The organism is Bacillus paramobilis, assembly GCF_038096195.1.
GTDB classification, from domain to species: Bacteria; Bacillota; Bacilli; order Bacillales; family Bacillaceae_G; genus Bacillus_A; species Bacillus_A mobilis.
Genome location: NZ_CP151108.1, coordinates 4,214,319 through 4,234,126, shown reverse-complemented (window position 1 = coordinate 4,234,126; position 19,808 = coordinate 4,214,319). Strand labels below are relative to the sequence as shown.

General features: G+C 36.9%; 22 protein-coding genes. 13 read left to right on the top strand and 9 right to left on the bottom strand.

The window, feature by feature from the left end:
• Positions 1–46: 46 nt before the first annotated feature.
• From glpP to glpD, 4 genes are all read left to right on the top strand, one after another.
• Positions 47–607 carry a glycerol uptake operon antiterminator GlpP gene (gene glpP / locus AABL52_RS21690; protein ID WP_000394296.1) on the top strand — a complete coding sequence of 187 codons (561 nt, stop codon included), beginning with the start codon at positions 47–49 and terminating at the stop codon, positions 605–607.
• A 228-nt stretch (positions 608–835) separates the two neighbouring features.
• The gene (gene glpF / locus AABL52_RS21685) at positions 836–1,657 is read left to right on the top strand and encodes a glycerol uptake facilitator protein GlpF (protein WP_001272205.1); all 822 of its coding nucleotides are present in this window, start codon (positions 836–838) and stop codon (positions 1,655–1,657) included.
• 12 nt (positions 1,658–1,669) lie between these two features.
• A complete protein-coding gene (glpK, locus tag AABL52_RS21680) occupies positions 1,670–3,160 on the top strand; it encodes a glycerol kinase GlpK (protein WP_000760000.1) in 1,491 nt (496 codons plus the stop codon).
• 133 nt (positions 3,161–3,293) lie between these two features.
• On the top strand, positions 3,294–4,976 hold the full coding sequence (gene glpD / locus AABL52_RS21675) for an aerobic glycerol-3-phosphate dehydrogenase (RefSeq protein ID WP_340422036.1): 1,683 nt from the start codon (positions 3,294–3,296) through the stop codon (positions 4,974–4,976).
• A gap of 197 nt (positions 4,977–5,173) precedes the next feature.
• On the opposite strand, the gene AABL52_RS21670 is transcribed toward glpD, so the two are convergent.
• Positions 5,174–5,338, bottom strand: coding sequence for a hypothetical protein (locus tag AABL52_RS21670; RefSeq protein WP_000561154.1), 165 nt, complete (start codon positions 5,336–5,338; stop codon positions 5,174–5,176).
• A 137-nt stretch (positions 5,339–5,475) separates the two neighbouring features.
• Between AABL52_RS21670 and AABL52_RS21665 the strand changes: the two genes are divergently transcribed.
• The 4 genes from AABL52_RS21665 (at position 5,476) to AABL52_RS21650 (ending at position 8,391) form a co-directional block, all read left to right on the top strand.
• Positions 5,476–5,886 (top strand): DUF2283 domain-containing protein, encoded by a 411-nt coding sequence (locus tag AABL52_RS21665; RefSeq protein ID WP_098237645.1) that lies wholly within the window; start codon positions 5,476–5,478, stop codon positions 5,884–5,886.
• A gap of 280 nt (positions 5,887–6,166) precedes the next feature.
• On the top strand, positions 6,167–6,700 hold the full coding sequence (locus AABL52_RS21660) for a sigma-70 family RNA polymerase sigma factor (protein ID WP_341518387.1): 534 nt from the start codon (positions 6,167–6,169) through the stop codon (positions 6,698–6,700).
• Between the two features lie 4 nt (positions 6,701–6,704).
• The gene (locus tag AABL52_RS21655; protein ID WP_341518386.1) at positions 6,705–7,112 is read left to right on the top strand and encodes a PadR family transcriptional regulator; all 408 of its coding nucleotides are present in this window, start codon (positions 6,705–6,707) and stop codon (positions 7,110–7,112) included.
• A gap of 7 nt (positions 7,113–7,119) precedes the next feature.
• On the top strand, positions 7,120–8,391 hold the full coding sequence (locus tag AABL52_RS21650; RefSeq protein WP_341518385.1) for an FtsW/RodA/SpoVE family cell cycle protein: 1,272 nt from the start codon (positions 7,120–7,122) through the stop codon (positions 8,389–8,391).
• 100 nt (positions 8,392–8,491) lie between these two features.
• On the opposite strand, the gene AABL52_RS21645 is transcribed toward AABL52_RS21650, so the two are convergent.
• The 4 genes from AABL52_RS21645 to prsA form a co-directional block, all read right to left on the bottom strand.
• A complete protein-coding gene (locus tag AABL52_RS21645) occupies positions 8,492–9,055 on the bottom strand; it encodes a hypothetical protein (RefSeq protein ID WP_199714223.1) in 564 nt (187 codons plus the stop codon).
• 86 nt (positions 9,056–9,141) lie between these two features.
• A complete protein-coding gene (helD, locus tag AABL52_RS21640) occupies positions 9,142–11,472 on the bottom strand; it encodes an RNA polymerase recycling motor HelD (protein WP_341518384.1) in 2,331 nt (776 codons plus the stop codon).
• 282 nt (positions 11,473–11,754) lie between these two features.
• Complete coding sequence (locus tag AABL52_RS21635; RefSeq protein ID WP_341518383.1) at positions 11,755–12,351, bottom strand: hypothetical protein; 597 nt, start codon at positions 12,349–12,351, stop codon at positions 11,755–11,757.
• A gap of 279 nt (positions 12,352–12,630) precedes the next feature.
• On the bottom strand, positions 12,631–13,497 hold the full coding sequence (prsA, locus tag AABL52_RS21630; protein ID WP_341518382.1) for a peptidylprolyl isomerase PrsA: 867 nt from the start codon (positions 13,495–13,497) through the stop codon (positions 12,631–12,633).
• A 279-nt stretch (positions 13,498–13,776) separates the two neighbouring features.
• Between prsA and AABL52_RS21625 the strand changes: the two genes are divergently transcribed.
• Complete coding sequence (locus tag AABL52_RS21625; RefSeq protein WP_002007073.1) at positions 13,777–13,890, top strand: hypothetical protein; 114 nt, start codon at positions 13,777–13,779, stop codon at positions 13,888–13,890.
• Positions 13,891–13,920: 30 nt separating this feature from the next.
• Here AABL52_RS21625 and AABL52_RS21620 read toward each other — a convergent pair whose 3' ends face one another.
• Entirely contained in the window at positions 13,921–14,115 is a 195-nt protein-coding gene (locus AABL52_RS21620; RefSeq protein ID WP_000172691.1) for a hypothetical protein, read from the bottom strand.
• A gap of 118 nt (positions 14,116–14,233) precedes the next feature.
• On the opposite strand from AABL52_RS21620, the gene AABL52_RS21615 reads away from it, so the two are divergent.
• Positions 14,234–14,569: a DUF1878 family protein gene (locus AABL52_RS21615; protein ID WP_000383650.1), complete on the top strand. Its 336-nt coding sequence runs from the start codon at positions 14,234–14,236 to the stop codon at positions 14,567–14,569.
• 5 nt (positions 14,570–14,574) lie between these two features.
• Here the strand turns inward: AABL52_RS21615 and AABL52_RS21610 are convergent, their stop codons facing one another.
• The 3 genes from AABL52_RS21610 to AABL52_RS21600 form a co-directional block, all read right to left on the bottom strand.
• Positions 14,575–15,132 carry an HTH-type transcriptional regulator Hpr gene (locus AABL52_RS21610; RefSeq protein WP_000834920.1) on the bottom strand — a complete coding sequence of 186 codons (558 nt, stop codon included), beginning with the start codon at positions 15,130–15,132 and terminating at the stop codon, positions 14,575–14,577.
• Between the two features lie 298 nt (positions 15,133–15,430).
• A complete protein-coding gene (locus AABL52_RS21605) occupies positions 15,431–15,793 on the bottom strand; it encodes a YtxH domain-containing protein (RefSeq protein WP_000030295.1) in 363 nt (120 codons plus the stop codon).
• Positions 15,794–15,978: 185 nt separating this feature from the next.
• Positions 15,979–16,413, bottom strand: coding sequence for an HIT family protein (locus AABL52_RS21600; RefSeq protein ID WP_001016842.1), 435 nt, complete (start codon positions 16,411–16,413; stop codon positions 15,979–15,981).
• Positions 16,414–16,973: 560 nt separating this feature from the next.
• On the opposite strand from AABL52_RS21600, the gene ecsA reads away from it, so the two are divergent.
• The 3 genes from ecsA to ecsC are packed head-to-tail and all read left to right on the top strand — an operon-like array spanning position 16,974 to position 19,642.
• Complete coding sequence (gene ecsA / locus AABL52_RS21595; RefSeq protein ID WP_001292604.1) at positions 16,974–17,717, top strand: ABC transporter ATP-binding protein EcsA; 744 nt, start codon at positions 16,974–16,976, stop codon at positions 17,715–17,717.
• A complete protein-coding gene (ecsB, locus tag AABL52_RS21590; RefSeq protein ID WP_341518381.1) occupies positions 17,710–18,921 on the top strand; it encodes an ABC transporter permease EcsB in 1,212 nt (403 codons plus the stop codon). The genes ecsA and ecsB overlap by 8 nt, the downstream gene beginning before the upstream one ends.
• A 13-nt stretch (positions 18,922–18,934) precedes the next feature.
• Positions 18,935–19,642 carry an ecs operon protein EcsC gene (gene ecsC, locus AABL52_RS21585; protein WP_341518380.1) on the top strand — a complete coding sequence of 236 codons (708 nt, stop codon included), beginning with the start codon at positions 18,935–18,937 and terminating at the stop codon, positions 19,640–19,642.
• The last annotated feature ends 166 nt before the right edge of the window (positions 19,643–19,808 follow it).

Here is a 19,808-nt window from a genome sequence, read left to right as displayed (position 1 = left end):
TACTCAAATTGTGTACTATAAAGAATAGACAGGAAGGGGATATAGAATGGAATTTCATGAACAGAAGATTTTGCCGGCAGTGAGGCAAATTAAAGATTTGGAAAAGCTATTACATAGTTCGTATGAGTATATTGTTATTTTAGATATTCATGTTGGTCAATTGAAGAGTGTTGTGTCACTTGCGAAGCAGCATAGTAAAAAGGTGTTTTTACATGTTGATTTGATTCATGGATTACAAAGTGATGGGCATGCGACGGAGTTTTTATGCCAAGAATATAAACCGTACGGGTTACTGTCGACAAAGGCGAGCGTGATTATGAAGGCGAAGCAAAAGGGTGTCGTCTCAATTCAACGCATCTTTTTAATTGATTCTAGCGCGATGGAAAAGAGCTGTAATTTGCTAGAAAAGACGAAGCCGGATTATATAGAGGTGCTTCCTGGTGCGCTAACGGATGTGATTGCTGAAGTGAAAGAGCGTACTGGTGTCCCGATTTTAGCGGGTGGTTTCATTCGTACTGTGCAAGATGTTGAAAGAGCTTTAAGTGCTGGTGCGACAGCAATTACGACATCAAAAAAAGAACTATGGAAACATTACCAAAAAAAGTGACGAAAATGTGAAAAAATTCTGTTGACACCGCTTTCATGAAAGGTTAACATTATAGACAAGTTAATAAACGTGACGGAGAAAAGAAGAGATCCACATTTCATTGTTTCTATATAAATTTATATAGAAGCGTGCAAAGCTGTGGGTCTTTTTCTTTTGACAAAAACGAATGGCCATTCATTTTACCTCTATCACATTTGGAAGCGTTTAAATTGATTGTGGAGGGATACTATGTCAGCATTTTTAGGAGAGTTAGTAGGGACTGCGTTGTTAATCTTACTTGGTGGCGGCGTTTGCGCTGGTGTAAGTTTAAAGAAATCGTTTGCGAAAGATTCTGGTTGGATTGTTATTACAATGGGCTGGGGCTTAGCAGTTGCTATGGCAGCGTATGCAGTTGGATCAATTAGTGGGGCACATTTGAATCCGGCTTTAACGATAGGATTAGCATTTAAGGGAGCGTTCCCATGGAGTGACGTACCAGGTTATATCGCAGCACAAATGATTGGGGCAATTATCGGGGCAGTTCTTGTATATTTACATTACTTACCACACTGGAAAGAAACAGAAGATCCAGGAACAAAATTAGGTGTATTTGCAACAGGCCCAGCAATTCCGAACACATTTACAAACCTTTTAAGTGAAATGATTGGAACATTCGTTTTAGTATTTGGTATATTAGCAATTGGAGCAAATAAATTTGCAGATGGATTAAATCCATTTATCGTAGGTTTCTTAATTGTAAGTATTGGTTTATCATTAGGTGGAACGACAGGATACGCGATCAACCCGGCTCGTGATTTAGGTCCGCGTATCGCACACTTCTTCCTTCCGATTGCAGGAAAAGGCGGTTCGAACTGGAAGTATGCATGGATTCCAGTAGTTGGTCCAATTCTAGGTGGATCACTTGCAGGATTATTCCATCAAGTTGTATTTGAAGGAAAACAAAATGCAGCACTTATTTATGTGATTATTGCAACTGTGATTGTACTAGCAATCTCTTATATGACAAGTAAAAAAAGTGAAAGCAATACAAATAGTAGAAAAGTAGCATAGGGGGAAACCATTATGAAAAAATATATTCTTTCATTAGACCAAGGAACAACTAGCTCACGCGCAATTCTGTTCAATAAAAAAGGTGAAATTGTTCATTCAGCTCAAAAAGAGTTTACACAACATTTTCCAAAGCCAGGCTGGGTAGAGCATAACGCACAAGAAATTTGGGGATCTATTTTAGCAGTTATCGCAACTTGCTTAAGTGAAGCAGATGTAAAACCAGAACAAATCGCTGGTATCGGTATTACGAACCAACGTGAAACAGCGGTTGTATGGGATAAAACGACTGGAAAACCAATTTACAACGCAATCGTATGGCAATCTCGTCAAACAGTTGAAATTTGTGATGAGCTAAAAGAAAAAGGTTATAGCGAAATGGTTCGCGAAAAAACAGGTCTTTTAATTGACGCATACTTCTCTGGTACGAAAGTAAAATGGATTTTAGATAATGTTGAAGGTGCAAGAGAAAAAGCAGAAAACGGCGATCTATTATTCGGAACGATTGATACGTGGCTTGTATGGAAATTGTCTGGCGGTAAAGCGCACGTAACGGATTACTCAAATGCATCACGTACATTAATGTTTAACATTCACGACTTACAGTGGGATGATGAGCTTCTAGACATGTTAACAGTGCCAAAGAGCATGCTTCCAGAAGTACGTCCATCATCTGAAATTTATGGCGAAACAATTGACTATCACTTCTTCGGTCAAAATGTACCGATTGCAGGTGTAGCTGGTGACCAACAAGCAGCATTATTTGGACAAGCTTGTTTCGGTGAAGGTATGGCGAAAAATACTTACGGAACTGGTTGTTTCATGTTAATGAACACAGGTGAAAAAGCAGTAGCTTCTGAGCATGGCCTATTAACAACAATTGCATGGGGTATAGATGGTAAAGTAAACTATGCATTAGAAGGAAGTATTTTTGTAGCAGGCTCTGCAATTCAGTGGTTACGTGACGGAATGCGCATGTTTAAAGATGCAAGTGAGAGTGAAGTATATGCTTCTCGCGTTGAATCAACTGACGGTGTATACGTTGTACCAGCATTCGTAGGATTAGGTACACCGTACTGGGATAGTGAAGTACGCGGCGCTATGTTTGGTGTAACGCGCGGTACGACGAAAGAGCACTTTATTCGTGCAACACTAGAATCTTTAGCGTACCAAACGAAAGATGTATTATGCGCAATGGAAGCAGATTCAGGTATTGAACTAAAAACATTACGCGTTGATGGTGGAGCAGTTAAAAATAACTTCTTAATGAAGTTCCAAAGTGATATTTTAGATGTTCCTGTAGAGCGTCCAGTAATCAATGAAACGACAGCTTTAGGTGCAGCATACTTAGCTGGTCTTGCGGTTGGATATTGGAAAAACCAAGATGAAATTAAAGAACAGTGGCATATGGACAAACGCTTTGAACCAACGATGGAAGCGGAAACAAGCGAAGAGCTATATGCTGGATGGAAAAAAGCGATTGAAGCAACAAAAGCTTTCAAATAATCATAAACAGTGTTATAATGGTGACAAGTTAATAATTCGGTAGGAGATTTGGAGAGACCACAACACGCTATAGAGGCGAAATCTATAGCGGAGTTCGTGGTCTCTTTTTTCGTTATCAAAGGGAGGAATTACCATGAAATTTTCAAGTAAACAACGTAAAGACGTATTAAACGGAGTAAATAAACAAGAGTTAGATGTGATCGTAATTGGTGGAGGTATTACTGGTTCTGGTATTGCATTAGATGGAGCAACACGCGGGTTATCAACAATTGTGTTTGAAATGCAGGACTTTGCAGCAGGTACATCAAGTCGTTCAACGAAGCTTGTACACGGTGGTCTACGTTATTTAAAACAACTTGAAGTGAAAATGGTAGCAGAGGTGGGGAAAGAGCGTGCGATCGTATATGAGAACGGTCCCCATGTAACAACACCAGAGTGGATGTTACTTCCGTTCCATACAGGCGGTACGTTCGGATCATTCAGTACATCAATTGGTCTTCGTGTATACGACTTCTTAGCAGGCGTAAAGCGAAGCGAGCGCAGAAAAATGTTTAACCGTGAAGAAACATTAAACAAAGAGCCTCTTGTGAAAAAAGAAGGATTAAAAGGCGGCGGTTACTACGTAGAATATCGTACAGACGATGCGCGTCTTACAATTGAAGTAATGAAAGAAGCAATTGAACACGGTGCGAAAGCTGTTAACTACGCAAAAGTAGACAGTTTCTTATATAAAGATGGAAAAGTATGTGGTGTACGTGTAATCGATTTACTAGACGGAGAAGTATATGAAGTGTACGGTAAGAAAATTGTAAACGCAGCTGGCCCTTGGGTAGATACACTTCGTGAAAAAGATAACTCGAAAAAAGGGAAAGTACTTCAGTTATCAAAAGGTGTGCATTTAGTAATTGACCAAAAACGTTTCCCATTAGGGCAAGCTATTTACTTCGATACACCAGATAAACGTATGGTGTTCGCGATTCCTCGCGGTGGAAAAACATACGTAGGTACAACAGATACGTTCTATGATAAAGACGCAGCTGTACCGCACATGACAACAGAAGATCGCACATACATCATTAATGCGATTAACTACATGTTCCCAAGCGTGAAAATTACAGAAAAAGATGTGGAGTCAAGCTGGGCTGGTGTACGTCCGTTAATTTATGAAGAAGGTAAGAATGCATCTGAAATTTCTCGTAAAGATGAAATTTGGACTTCTGAATCTGGTTTAATTACAATCGCAGGTGGTAAATTAACTGGATACCGCAAAATGGCTGAAATGGTAGTAGACTACGTAACGAATCTATTACAAAAAGAAGGTCATAGTGCATATCCGAAGAGCGATACGAAACATATGCCAATCTCTGGTGGACATGTAAGTGGTTCACACGGATTCCCAGCATTCGTTGCGAAAAAAGCAGGCGAAGGTACGAAATACGGTTTAACGACAGCACAAGCAGAAGAATTCGCGAAATTCTACGGCTCTAACGTAGACGTACTATTCGACTTAGCGAAAAAACATAAAGACGAAGCGAAAGAATACAACATGCCGCTAGAAGTTCTAATCCCGCTTGTATACGCAATGGATTACGAAATGACAGCAAAACCAGTTGACTTCTTCGTACGCCGCAGAGGCGCTGTATTCTTCAATATCCACTGGGTATACGAGTGGAAAGAAGCAGTAATCAACTACATGGCTGCGAAACTAGGCTGGAGCAAAGAAGAGCAAATGAAATACACAGCAGAATTAGAAAAAGCATTAAGAGACGCTGTAATTCCTGTAGATCAACAAGAACAGGCGGCTGCGTTAGCGTAAAAAGAGAAACACCTGAAGGAGAGCCCTTTAGGTGTTTTTTCTCTTGACTAAAAATAATTAGAATGTGTTACAATGATGATAGAGTATATAATATGAATTTTGCATAAAATAAAGAAGACAGAAGCCTGAGAAACTTCTGTCTTTGTAACCTAACTTACTATTGTGGTGGTAGTAGGTGCGGTTATAAGACAATTACATTAACGTTTTAGCCGAGAACCGCCCTTACCTTTTCCACGAAGCAGGGTGGTTCTCGCTTTTTTGTATACAGAAATTAGCCACGGACCGACGTATCTTCTACCGATGACAACGCCAGCTCCGGTTAGGATACCGTAAACTAATTTAATTACAAACATCGCGATCATTTTATCACCTCCCCCTTTTTTCAAAATGGAAGAGATGATTATCACACCTACTAGTTATAGCTTATTAAGTTACATTTCAATTGTATTATGTTTTAAAAGAGGGAACAAGACAAATGAATACGGATATGAGGTGCAGCATGAAAAAATTAATTACTTACGATTCTGAAATCCAGATGGCATATCTGTATGTAATTCCATTCACTTCAGAAATTGAGATTGAATCGACTGAAGAATTAGAAGAAAATCCGACATTAAATTTAGATATAGATCAATTTGATCGCATAGTGGGGATTGAGTTTTTTAGAGAAAATGCTCGCAAATTAAAAGAATTAGCAAATAGGAGTAAAATATATATAAAGAAAACTTCAAATGATAATACATACATATACTCATTTAGACTTTCTCAGGATACTCATTTGCAAAAAGTGTTATTTCATAATATCGTATTTTATTTTTCAGATAAGCAGTATGAAGACTTTATTGGTTTTGATATTATGAAGCCCTCTTTGTATGGCCATGAGATATTAGATTCTTTAAGTGAGCGTTAGGAAGCAGGAGGACTCGATTAAATGGGTTCTCTTTTTCATTTAGCGGTCTTTAGAGCTGAGGGGAATCTTGACTATAAAAATCCTTATTGCAAAATGAAAGAGCGCCTTGGGAGGAAGACGCTCTTCAGGTGAATGTATTGTAACGACTATTGGGTTTATTATATGTAATTTGCTTAGGAAGTGATTTATAAAAAATGTTATTGCCATCCGTATTTTTTTATGAATGTATAAAACTTTTCCATAGGTTGCGTCGTCTAATATATGGGAAGGAGGAAATGATGTGGATGAATTAACGATAGAAGCGTTTGAAATAGAAGATAAGGAACTCCTTATCGATGAAATCATGAACAAGTATGGACAAGAAGTCCTGCAGCTTGTGTATTCATATGTGAATAATAAAGAGGTTGCTGAGGATGTAACGCAAGATATATTTGTGAAATGTTATAAATCTCTTCATACATACAAAGGGAAGTCGAATGTGAAAACGTGGTTATGGAGAATTGCGATTAATCAATGTAAGGACCATATAAAAAGTTGGTATAACAAAAAGGTGATCGTGACAGGGGATGAATCTGCTTATATGGGGATTCAAAATGATAGTGTTGAACAAACTGTTATGCAAAATGCGGAGGACCGTGAGCTCGCTTCAGCAGTAATGAAGTTACCGATAAAATATCGAGAAGTCATTTATCTATTTTATTATGAAGAACTAACAATTAAAGAAATTGCTATTGTAATAGACGTGAAAGAAAACACAATAAAAACGAGACTGAAAAAAGCGAAGGAGCTTTTGAAGAAAGGATTGGAGGAATAATCAAATGGAAGATCGATTAAAAGGCCTGCGAAAATCAATGGAGAATACAACGTTTAAACATTTGAGTTTTTCTGATCAACACCGAAAGCAGGTGCGCGAAAAAATTAATGCGTCAAACGAAAAAGAAGAGGACATCTCTTTAGCGATTTTACAACTCCTCAGTAATGAAAAAACAGGATACGAATTGTCACAGCTACTACGAGGGAGAGGGATTCGGAAATTCGAAGGAAATGAAGGGTTTTTATATACCGTATTACATCGTCTAGAACAGAATCGTTTTATCCAATCTAGCTGGGACCATGCGGGAGCTAAATATTATCAATTAAATGATAAAGGGAACAAGATGCTGCGAAAGGCAGAAAAAAATGCTACGAAGGTACAATTTATATTAAAAGGCTTAGTACAGGAGTGAGGCGAAATTGAATAAAAAAGGGGAGCGTTTTGTAAGCGAGGTTACGAATCATATTAAATCAAAAGAAGCGAAGGACTTAGTAGCAACTGAACTAAATTTTCATTTAAAACAGGCGAAGAATATGTGGATAGAAAAAGGGCTAAGCGAGGAAGTTGCTGAAGATAAGGCTGTTGAACAAATGGGAAGTCCGGTCAAACTTGGGCAAGAGCTTAACAAACTACATAAGCCAAAGGTTGATTGGTTCTTAATTGGTTTATTAGTGGCTGCGATGGGGTTAGGTTTTTTGCCAGTTGTAGCCTTTGAATATATGAATGATTTACTAATGGATAAGGTGATATCTGTTGTTCTTGGTATTGCAACAGCGTTAGGGATGATGCTGATTGATTATCGGAAGTTAGAGAGATTAGGATGGTTGTTTTATACAATTGGGGTGCTAATATTGTTAATGCTACACTGCTTTCCGAATGCTGGGATGCTTGGAGAACCGATAATAAAAGTTGGTCCTATTGCAATTGACCGTTTAATGGCAGTGCCGTTCTTTTTTCTAGCTTGGGCTTCTTTTTTCAATAATAGTAGGTTGAAAGTTAGGTATCTTGTAGTGTTGTATTTATTTTCTTTGTATTTATTCTTAATTGGCGCAGCTTTTTCAGTGATTTTTATTTATATCACGATGGTATTCGTTATGCTTTGGTGGAGTAAGTTAGGAAAGAAAACGGCATTAATTATTACAATTGTACCAATCTGTTTATTGGTTATAAGGGCGTCTTTTTCCTGGTCCTCAGTAAAAGGATATCATTTGGATAGATTTTTAGGGTATTTGAATCCAGAGCGTGATGCACAGGGCGCAGGCTTTATGTATATACGTTTAAAAGAGGTAATGTCGTCAGCAGGTTGGTTTGGTACACATGGAGATGTAAAGCGCATCCCTAATCCAGATACTGATTTTGTATTTGCAAGTTTGACTTATTATTATGGATATGTGCTAGCACTGATTCTTGTCTTAATCCTTTCCCTTTTCGTAGTAAGGTTAGTGGTCATATCTTATAAAATAAATGATCGGTATGGTAAATTGCTGCTCGTTGGTGGAATGACCCTTTTTGTATTCCAGTTCATTTATAATGTTGGAATGATACTAGGATTATTGCCGCTTGCTGCGATATCCTTACCTTTTATTAGTTATGGATTAACGCCGACTGTATTTCATGCGCTTATAATGGGGATCGTGCTGAGTGTATATCGACGTAAAGATCTTTCATTTAGAACGAGAAAAACACCTTAATACTTATAAGTTGTATATAAAAGAATTCATTATTATGATCAAGTACAAACGTAAATAGATAGTAGAAGAGGGTTATGATAAATAACCCTCTTTTTCGTTTCTAAATAAGTGAACTCTCTTTAATAGAAATACATAATTCGGAACGAGAGATTGATTCAGCTAGTTGTTGTAAATAGGCATATTCTTCCGCATTTTTTTCGGAAGTGTTAGGATCTAGTAAAGGTGAAGAAAGAAGTACATCAATCGTAAGTATGTCTGCATCATGAGAGACAATGTTATAACCTGCAAAAACAGGTCGTTTTAAGTCTTTTACTTTTTGAATCATCTGATGGAATTTCGTAACACTTATATGGATTTGTGCTAATGGAAAGCATTTTTGGATAGGATTCTCGATGGTCTTTCTAATTTTATAATCGTATACATAGTAGTACTTTTCTTGCTGCTCAAGTGTTTGCAACTCTTTCGTTAATAAGTGGTATTTGTCTGTAAGTCCAGTTGTGAGTGTATCGTGTTCTTCGCCAACTAATAATGTGAAAGGTCTTGGTGATGAGATTTCGAGAGGACGGACGTTTAGGTCGGTAAAAGTAGGATTAGACTGTAAAATGGTATGTAATTTTTCGGTAGGAAATACGCCGTCATAAATAGCAATAAAATAATGGTTCATCTTTTCACTCCTTAACTTTTTTCTAAAATGATATATTCTACTTTAAAGGTGTAAATCCTGCAAAAAAAGAAACACCTTGATTGTTATCAAGGTGTAATAAGTTCAAAACTCTCCGAATCAGCCCCAAGTATAAAAGGACTAACCTCGCCAACGCTATAAAGTTGCAGTTCATGCATTGCGCGCGTACAAGCAGTGTAGAACAATCTACGAACGCTCTCATCGCTGTATACATCTTTAGATGCATTGTAAATAATAACAGCATCAAATTCGATACCTTTCGCTAAGTAAGCAGGGATCACGACAATACCTTGTTCATACTCGGCTGAGTTACTTTTCACAAGTTTAATATTCTCGATATGACGAAGTGCTTCGTAGGCAGCGGCGCTTTCAGCTGCAGATTTACATATAATTGCGATCGTATTGTGCTGTTGTTTTTGTAGTTCAGCAACTTTGGCAGTAATATGCTGGTGCAGTTCGCTGTCATTCGATACTTTCGTCACTGTAGGTTTCTCGCCGTCACGTTCAAAGGCGTGAATGTTCTTGCCTTCCGGTACGAGAGCACGTGTAAATTCAATAATTGGTTTTGTTGAGCGATAGCTACGAGTTAAGTTGATGCCGTTCGTTTCATCTGGTCCGTATAAGCTAGTAAGTGTATTGAAATTCACTGCTTCACTTGCATGGGCAAATATCGCTTGGTTAAAGTCTCCTAGTACAGTCATTCTTGCAGCAGGGAAGAGACGTTTTAAAAACTCAAATTGAAACGGCGAATAATCTTGCGCTTCGTCTACGAGTACGTGTTTAATCGATCTATTCGTTTGGAAGCCTTCAATTAATTCTTTTAAAAGTAAAAATGGAGTCGCATCCTCGTAATATAGCTTTCCTTCATCAAGCATGTTTACTGTTAAGGAGCAAATGTCATCCCATTCTTTTGGTTTTTCCCCAGTAACCCATGATGCATCTGTGAAGAGTTGTTTATATATGCCTGTGAAATTGATGAAACGCAATGTTTGAACGCCTTTACGAAGTGGCTTCAATTTTTTACGGACAATCATACGTCCAAGTACTCTCGTTTCTTTCTCAAAATCATGGAAGGAGTTGTTGTCAAACTCGCCTTTTTTCTGTAAATATTTATAAGCCTTTTGGTATTCATCTTTGCTAAGTAATTCAATTTCTTCTTCTACCCAAGGCTTTTTCAGTTCTGTTTTTTCAATTGCATCTATTTGTTTATTTAGCCAATCCGTTAACTTTTCAATTCGATTATGGAAGCGGAGGGAGGAATCCGTATTATAAAATTGCTCTGTAATTTCTTTAGCAGAAACAATTAACTTTCCTCTAAATTTCATTCCTCTAAATAGCATGCCTGAAGATTCAAGGGATTGTCTATACGCTCTAATCATCTCGAAAAATTGGGTTGATGCTTTAAATCGAATGCTCGCATTTCTCGTTTTATAGGTAGGGCTATTCGTTTCGGTTAACATATATTCTAATTGTTCATAAGGATCTTCAACGTCAAATGACTTGCTTAGTCTATGGTTTAAATATTCTTGGAAAGTCACTTGCTGCATATTTTCTTCACCAAGTTCAGGCAATACGTTAGATACGTAGCTGTTGAACATAGAGTTAGGGGAGAAGAGAATAATTTGATCAGCTTTTAACCATTCGCGATATTTATATAGTAAGTAGGCGATTCGTTGCAGGGCAGCTGACGTTTTACCACTACCAGCAGCTCCTTGCACGATAAGGAGTCGGCCTTCATCGTGACGAATAATTTCATTTTGCTCGCGCTGAATTGTAGCAACGATGCTTTGCATATGTTTGTTTGTACCTTTTCCGAGCGCTTGCTGCAAGATTTCATCACCAATTGTAAGGCTCGTATCGAACATAGAATCAATCTCGCCATTTTGGATAATGTATTGTAATTTTTTCTCCACATTACCGTGGATTACGCCGCCTGGTGTACTGTATTCAGCCGGTCCTGGTGGATAATCGTAGTACACACTCGAAATGGGTGCGCGCCAGTCATATATAAGAAAGTTTTCTCCGCTTGCATCAGTAAGTGTAGCTACGCCGATATAAATTTTCTCCGCAGCAGATTCTCCTTCTTCTTTGAAATCAATTCGCCCGAAGTAAGGTGCTTTATGCATACGTCTTAATGCAGCAAGTCGATTAAAGGTGTGTTTATGGGTAATTTGTGTGACAGCTAGTGACTGAGCTTGTTGTCTTAAGTTGATAACTGTTTCAAGATAATCATCGAAAGTATCAGTATTCACTTTCACGTCATCCCAAAAGTGTTTACGAATATGGATTACTTCTGCTCGGCGTCTGCCAGTTTCGTTTTCCAGTTTATCAATTTGCTCCGTAATCGTTTCAATTACGGTATCCAATCGTTTTTGCTCTAAATCAAGTTTTTTGTTCATACGTAAGCACTCCTTTAAAAGTGAAAAATAGAGGTTGACTGAAGATGTGTTTTGGTGTACAATTAAGATACGGATAAATACGTTCTTTGTATTTTGTAAAACGTGTTTCTGTACTAATTTAACATAGTTTTTTCATTTAATCAATGATAATAAGATAAACCTTGGTTCCGTGTGTGATGGAATCAAGGTTTTTTGTTGTAGATTATAGTCTGTTTCAGTTCGATTTTTAGCATCTATTAGTTAAAAGGGGAGAACAAAAAATCAATTTTGCGGTGGAATATATTATCCGGTTGTTACATGAAAACCAGCAGCTTTCATTTTTGTCTGTTCTTTATTCCAGCCTATTACTAACATTAGGGGAAAGTTCATCTTAGTGTCTTTTTTTAGCATGAAATTATAACCTTTTGCCCAATCTTTACCGGGATGCATATTACCTATTTTTAATGCTTTTTTTAGTAAATGGGGAGAATCGTAGTGAATATCTTCTAACTTTATAAACTCTTCTCTAGAATAAGGCGAAACGCCATCTCGGGTGACATCTTGCGCTTCAACAATTTTTCCTTCAAAGATTGTGATTAAAAATATTTTGTTCGTATCTGGCACTCCGAAATCAATATTCCAGTACTTTCTTTTACCGTTGCTCCCAATGGACTTCTCGGGTTTATCTTTGTCTATATTAACTGCCTGTAAGAATTGAGCATGTTTATTCCATTTAAGTGCAGAGGGATATGCCAACTCAATCGCTTGTTTTACTGATAATTCTTGATGCGCAGAGACTTCTAATGTATCTTTAACTGATTTTGTAGAATGAGCAGAGGTTTTCTCGGCGGTTCCAATAGAAAATAGTATAAGTAAGAGGAGGAAGATTATTTTCTTCATTTTCGTACACCTTTTTTAGATATATTCTTACCAAACTTTATTCATTTATCCCGCTTTAATGGGCAGTAAGACCCCCACCTCAAAATTCAGCGAAAGCAAAGAATTTAGGTTGGGGTCGGGCTGCCCATTAAAGTTCGATTGGTGAGGGCTAATAATCAGTGGGGGATGAAGAAAACCCCCACTGATTAAAGTTTCACTTTATCCTGTTTCTCGCAAATAGGAGGATAAAAATTGCAAAATAAAAAAGCTTGGGCCGAAGCCCAAGCTTTTTTCACTTCATTATTTCTTTTCGTCTTTTTTAGCGTCAGCTTTTTGCTCTTTGAAAAGATCTTTTAAATCTTTATCGTCAACTTTTACGTCAGCTTTTTTGATTTCTTTCATCATAAGATCGTTCATGAATTCGCCATCTTGTGCTTTCTTCTGAACGATTTCTTTTTTGATGTCATCTTTAGATTGTTCGAAAGATTTTTCTGGTTCTTTAATGTCTGTTACTTTAATGATGTGGTAACCGAATTGTGATTTTACAGGCTCGCTTACTTCATCTTTTTTCAGTTTATAAGCAGCATCTTCGAATTCTTTAACCATTTTACCAGAGCTGAAGAATCCTAAGTCGCCACCTTTTTCTTTTGAACCAGTATCTTCAGAGTATTGTTTTGCTAACTCTTCGAAAGATTTACCTTGTCCAAGTTCTTCTTTAACCTTTTTCGCAGTCGCTTCATCTTTTACAAGAATGTGGCTTGCTTTAATTTCAGGCTTGTAGTTATCTTTTAATTCTTTATCAGTGATTGTTTTCTCGATAGCTTTTTCTTGCGCTAATTGAGCACGCACACCAGTTTTTAAAGTTTCTTCTTTAATACCTTGTTGTTTTAATAGTGTATCGAATTGATCACCGTATTGTTTTTTCATTTCATCGTACTTTTTGTCTACTTCTTTGTCTTCAACTTTGTAGTTTTTAATAAGTACTTTTTCCATAACCATGTTGTTTAGTACTTGTTTACCAGCTTGTGTTTTCATTTGCTCGTAGAACTCGTCTTTTGTAATGTCACCAGCTTTAGATGTAACAATTTTGTCTGATGATGATCCTGTTCCACATGCTGATAATGCGATTACACTTGTTGCGGCTAAGGCAAGCATAGCTTTCTTCATTCGATAAACACTCCTACTATTATGTATTTTTAATTTATCCTACCCAATGAATTTTAGTTCATAAGAGCCCGATTAAGTCTCACTGATACTTTTGCTTTTTGTATTGGTAAAGCGCGCTTAACAGGGCTTACCGAGGCTTTAGGATAAAGTTAAGATGCGTGTCATTTATTTCATAGTATAAGCAATATGTACAAAATTTAATATATCATATTTCGACTCGATTTCATATTGATAAAGAAAATTTAACCAGTATGTGTCAGATTTTGAAGGTGTTCCATATTGGGCGCATGCCGCATATACAGAAAAGAGGAGGGGATGGGGATGAATTCTCAACTTATTTTATTACTTGTACTGTTTATTTTATTGGTTATAGTAGGTATAATTTGCTTATAGAGGAAAAAAGTGAGGAAGGGGCTTCCTTCCTCACTTTCCATGAAATATAATTTCTATATAACTAGAAATTAATAAAATTGTTATACATACATTGATAACCCGAAAGACACTGGGTTGGCGGCTCGCAGCTATTTGTTTTCGTTCACACAGTGTATGTGTCATAAAATTCGTGTAAAATATAACAAGAAGTGCGAATGCGACAAAAACAACTGTTATAAGTGTCATGAGGCGAGACCTCCTTTTGGCTAAAATACATATACTTTATATATTGTATCATACGATATTTTGTTCGTGTTATAAAATTCAGAAATAGAAGACTTTGTGTTAGAAAGTGAGGGAGAAAATGGACGTTGTTAGAAGATTAGAACAAGCTGAATACTACGTAGACCTACTATTTAAAATGATTGATGAAGAAAAGTGTCCATTTTATTCTTTGATCATAAAGAAAAAAGCTCGCAAAAAAGATATTGAACGTATACTAAAACTTTGTGAAGTACTGAACGAACAATATGTAGTGGAAAAAGCAGAAGGGCTTCTTTTGTTCGATGCGCTGTTAGATCAATTTGAAAAAGCGCTTCCACATCAGCTCGAAGTACACGAAACTGCGGAAGCGCTAGCAAAACAAGGTTTATTTAATCCGCTTATGAATGAATTCTTAAGCATGATTGCGAAAAAATAAATAGATTACTTCTTAACTAACTTCTGATCGGATTCCGTAAAATTCTCCTCAATATTCTCTAATGATTTCTCAAAAATATCGATGAAGTCTTGTCCGTAAATGTTACGCAAGATAGCGATAAGTTCGATATTTTCTGGGAACTTACCATAAAAATTACGAAGTGCAAGAGCCCCATTAAATACAGAGTTATTTTCAGGATCATACTCCTCCATTAAGCGAAGTAGTAATTCTTCCCCTTTGTCTGTAATCTCAATGTACGTATTTCGTTTATCATCTTCTTTTTTCGAGAATACAAGATAGCCGCGTTCTTCCAGTTTTTTCGAGAAGTTAAACGCCGTTGATACGTGCATAACTCCAAACTTAGCAATCTCAGAAATAGAAGCCCCTTTTAAATGATAAGCGATTGATAAAATATGATGCTCATTAATGTTTAAATCGTAAGGCTTAATCCACTGTTGCCAATCTTTCTCTACACATTTCCATAACGCTTTCGATAATTGAGCAATGCGTTGGCTGAAAATCATCGCTTCTTTTACCGAGTAATCTTTTTCTCCACTTTTCATTTACTCACCCACTTTAACATTCTTTTTCATTACTATCTATTATGCCAGTAAAATAAAAATTAATAAAGTCTTTTTGTGAGAATTGTGAAAATTTTTTGGAAAAATGACATTCTATACAAATCATGCATAACTATGGAAGCGTTTTATGAGTCGTGAATACATGCGTTGTCCATACATGTTAAGTGATAACATATATTGTAAATGCATAAAAACACGGCATATCTGTGTGATATGCCGTGTTAAGGTCAATTTATATAAAAAATATTTGTTATATGCAAAAAACTAAGCAGGAATTTGTTTACGCTTTTTCCGGAACAGCTTCTTGTAGTTTCTCAATTGATTTTTGAATGTCCAAAATCTCTTGCTCAATATGTCGTTTGTTTTGAGAAATGTCTTGCTTCCAGTTCGAAAGTGTATCTTGCATATCGTCTTTTAATTCTTGAAACACTTCTTTACCTTCTGAAGCAGTTTCAACGATTTGACGTTTTAATAATTTTGTATCAGCTGTAATATCAGCTAAAGTCTTTTTAATATCATTTCCTTTTTCTTTTAACTTACCGCGCATAGCTTTGCCAGAAGAAGGAGTAGAGAAAAGAACGGCTAGTCCAGCAACTGCTCCGCCGCAAATGACACCTGTAATAAAGGATTTAGCTTTTGACATAAAAGGAAACCTCCTTATTTTTTGTTCGTATTCATGATGTGAAAAAATATGCATATCTTTAAGACAAGGGAAAGAAAAGTGTTTAGTGCACATTCCCCGGCATCTCGAATGGAGAAACAAGCCGTGCAATATGTAATCACTTTAGGAAAGTGGCTTGTTATGTATTACTTCTTATTATAGTGTCACTATTCCACACTATTTGCAATTGTACTTGCGATGTTTTGTAAATTTTCCATTGTGTATTCATTTTGATGTGATTTCCAAACAGCACCGAAACCATCGTTTTCACCGTAGCGTGGAATTAAATGAAGGTGGAAGTGGAACACAGTTTGTCCAGCTTTTTCACCGTTATTGTTAAGTAGGTTAAAGCCAACTGGATTAAACTCTGCTTTAATCGCATTTGTGATTTTCGGAACGACAGAAAAAATGTGTGATGCGATTTCTGGCGTTAACGCAAAAATGTCTTGTTTGTGAACTTTTGGAATAACAAGGGTATGTCCTTTTGTTACTTGACTAATATCTAAAAATGCAAGCACATGTTCATCTTCGTATACTTTTGAGCAAGGGATTTGCCCGTCAATAATTTTACAAAAAATACAATTGTCCGCTGTATGATTCATTGATCTCATCCTTTCGAATATCCTTAGCCGTATTTTACCATAATTACATAAGAGAACAAACACGAAAAACAGGAAGCTGACTCAGCTTCCTGTTTTCTGAAGAGGGATTGAAAAAGCATTATCGTAATTTACGTTTCGCAGACACCTCATTTATTTAAGAAATGCACGGTAAATCGGCTAAAGTTTCTGCCGTAGACACCCCATTTTCAAGTGAAATGAATTGCAATCTTTATAAAGGGAAATTGTTTATTTTTTAAAACAGTATATGCTCTTTCAGAGACACCCCGTTTCTAAAATGAAACAAATGATCTGGTTATGTGTAAATTTCTTTGTCCAACATGGACACCCCATTTCATGATGACTTCACTATGTTGTTGTACTCATCAATTGGTGGTTGCTTTTTCAATGTGTTCCTTCTTCCTTAATTATGATGTCCGCTTTCGTAAAAATATATGCGAACAAATTTAAATTTTTTTTTGAGGGCATCGATACTATGTAGTACAGCGCTATTTTTGGTAAGATGAATATAGAATGAATACTAATGAAGAAAGTGGTGTCGTATGAGCGAGTTATTGCGTGTAGAAAATGTTACAGGAGGATATACGAAACGACCTGTACTAAAAGATGTTTCGTTCTCTGTGAATAAAGGCGAACTTGTCGGCTTAATCGGTTTAAATGGAGCGGGTAAAAGTACGACGATTAAACATATTATCGGTTTAATGGAACCGAAAAAAGGAACTGTCACAATTAATGGGAAAACAATTCGTGATGATATGACAGCGTACCGTTCTAGTTTTTCGTTCATCCCAGAAACACCAGTATTATATGATGAGCTAACGCTAGAAGAACATTTGAAGTTAACAGCGATGGCGTACGGTGTCGATGAAAAACAATACGAAGAACGTGTAGGACAACTATTACAAGAGTTTCGTATGAAAAATCGTTTAAAATGGTTTCCATCTCATTTCTCAAAAGGGATGAAACAAAAAGTAATGATTATGAGTGCGTTTTTAGTGGAGCCCTCTCTTTACATTGTGGACGAACCTTTCGTTGGGCTTGATCCATTAGCAATTCAATCACTCCTTCAAATGATGGATCAAATGAAAAAGAGTGGTGCGGGAATCTTAATGAGTACACACATTTTAGCGACGGCAGAGCGTTATTGTGATTCGTTCATTATTTTGCATCAAGGTGAAGTAAGAGCGATGGGAACATTATCTGAACTGCAATCACAGTTTAATATGCCAGGTGCAACGCTAGATGATATTTATATTGCATTAACGAAGGAAGAAGATTATGAATAGCACAGCATTATGGAAAGAACGATTTCGTCACTTTCTAAAAGAAGTTCGTACATATAGTAAATACGTATTTAATGATCATTTGAAATTTATTTTCGTATTTATCATCGGCGCAGGAGCGTATTATTATCAGCAATGGTTACAAACGTTAACACCTTCGTTTGAGGCGGCGCTCGTTATGGCAGTGTTACTCGGTCTCGTATTAACGGCTGGATCCATTCAAACGTTATTAAAAGAAGCGGATCTCGTTTACTTGCTGCCCGTTGAAGAAAAGTTAAAACCTTACTTCACAAAGGCATTTCTCTTTACGTTTATGATTCAGTTATACATAATCGCAATCGTTGCAGCAGCGCTTGCCCCGTTATACTTCCAGCAAATGAAGCAAACAGGAGCGGCCTACATATGGATTGTACTCGCGTTTGTCATTGTAAAAGCGTGGAACTTATTCGTCGCGTGGGAAAAATCATTTTTAACAGATCAAAATATACAAAGAGCTGATTGGTTCATTCGTTTTATTTTAAACGGCTTATTTGTGTATTTCCTTGTAGAACGTACTTCCGTTATGTTTATTGGCGGAATCGTCCTTCTCATGGTGTTATACCTCGTAGTACTGCATCAAATGGTGAAGGGAAAGCCGCTAAACTGGGAATATTTAATTTCTGAAGAAGGTAAGAAAATGATGCTGCTGTACCGCATCGCGAACATGTTCGTTGATGTACCAGCATTAAAAGAAAGAGTAGCACGTAGAAAATGGCTTGATTTCATCCTTTCGATGATTGGTGAAAAGCGTACATATTTATACTTATATACGAGAACGTTTTTACGATCTGGTAACTATTTCGGCTTGTATGTACGCCTGCTTGCTCTTGGCGGAGTTATTCTTTACTTCATTCCATTTTTATATGGAAGATTTATCGTAAGCTTTATTTTCCTATACTTAATCGGTTATCAGCTATTAACTTTATGGAAGCATCACCGCATGAAGATTTGGCTTGATTTGTACCCGGTCGGGGGAGAAGAGAAGAAGAAAGATTTTCTTACTTTATTAAATGCAATTCTTATTATTGGCAGCGTTGTATTTACAGTTATATTCGCCCTTGCGACGAAAGATTTCATGATGACGGGCATTTTATTAGTCGCAAGCATAGTATTTAGTATCGGTTTCGTTTATCAATACGGGGCGAAACGTATTGAGCGTTTAAATTGAAGGGAATGAACCTATGATTACATATGAAGAGAAGGTTATAAAAGAATTGGAGCAGTGGAAAGCTACATTCATGAAAGATTCTTCTATGATGACACGGTTCTCTAAGAAAGTGCAGACGAAAGTACAACAGCTTATTCCGGCGAAAGTGCAAAAAGTATTAACGGAAACGATTCGGATGATGGTGCAAACGATTAGTGCTGGATCAAACGTTATAAAGCCGAAATTAAAAGAGACGAATTGGTCATTGCAAAGAAGAGACGATGAAGTACGTAAAAAAATGGATGAGTACAAAAAAATAGCAGCGGCAGAAGGAGCAGGGACGGGAGCAGGCGGTATTCTCCTTGGCCTTGCTGACTTTCCGCTTTTACTCGGCATTAAAATTAAATTTTTATTCGATGCAGCAACGTTGTACGGATTTGATACGAGCGATAAAGAAGAGCGCCTTTTTATCCTTCACGTTTTCCAGCTTGCCTTTTCCAGTGACGACCACCGTAAAGAAATATGGAAAGCAATTGAAACGTGGGATACAGAAGAAGAAAATCATATGGACTGGGAAAAGTTCCAAACAGAGTACCGAGACTATATCGATTTAGCCAAAATGCTTCAGCTTGTACCAATAATCGGTGCCCCAGTCGGCGCATATGCGAACTATCAATTACTGCAAAGACTCGGAGAAGTGACGATGAATTGTTATCGTATGCGATTGCTTAATAGAAATTGATTTGCTTTATAAGAAAGAAGGCATCCTAACTTCCACAGTTAGGATGCCTTCTTTTTTATACTTATTATTCCCTGTCGAATGAAGGAATGGAGCGCAGTTTCTATAATATATTTACGGAAATCTTATTAAACCATAACAATATCTGTACCACCTCTAATCAATTACT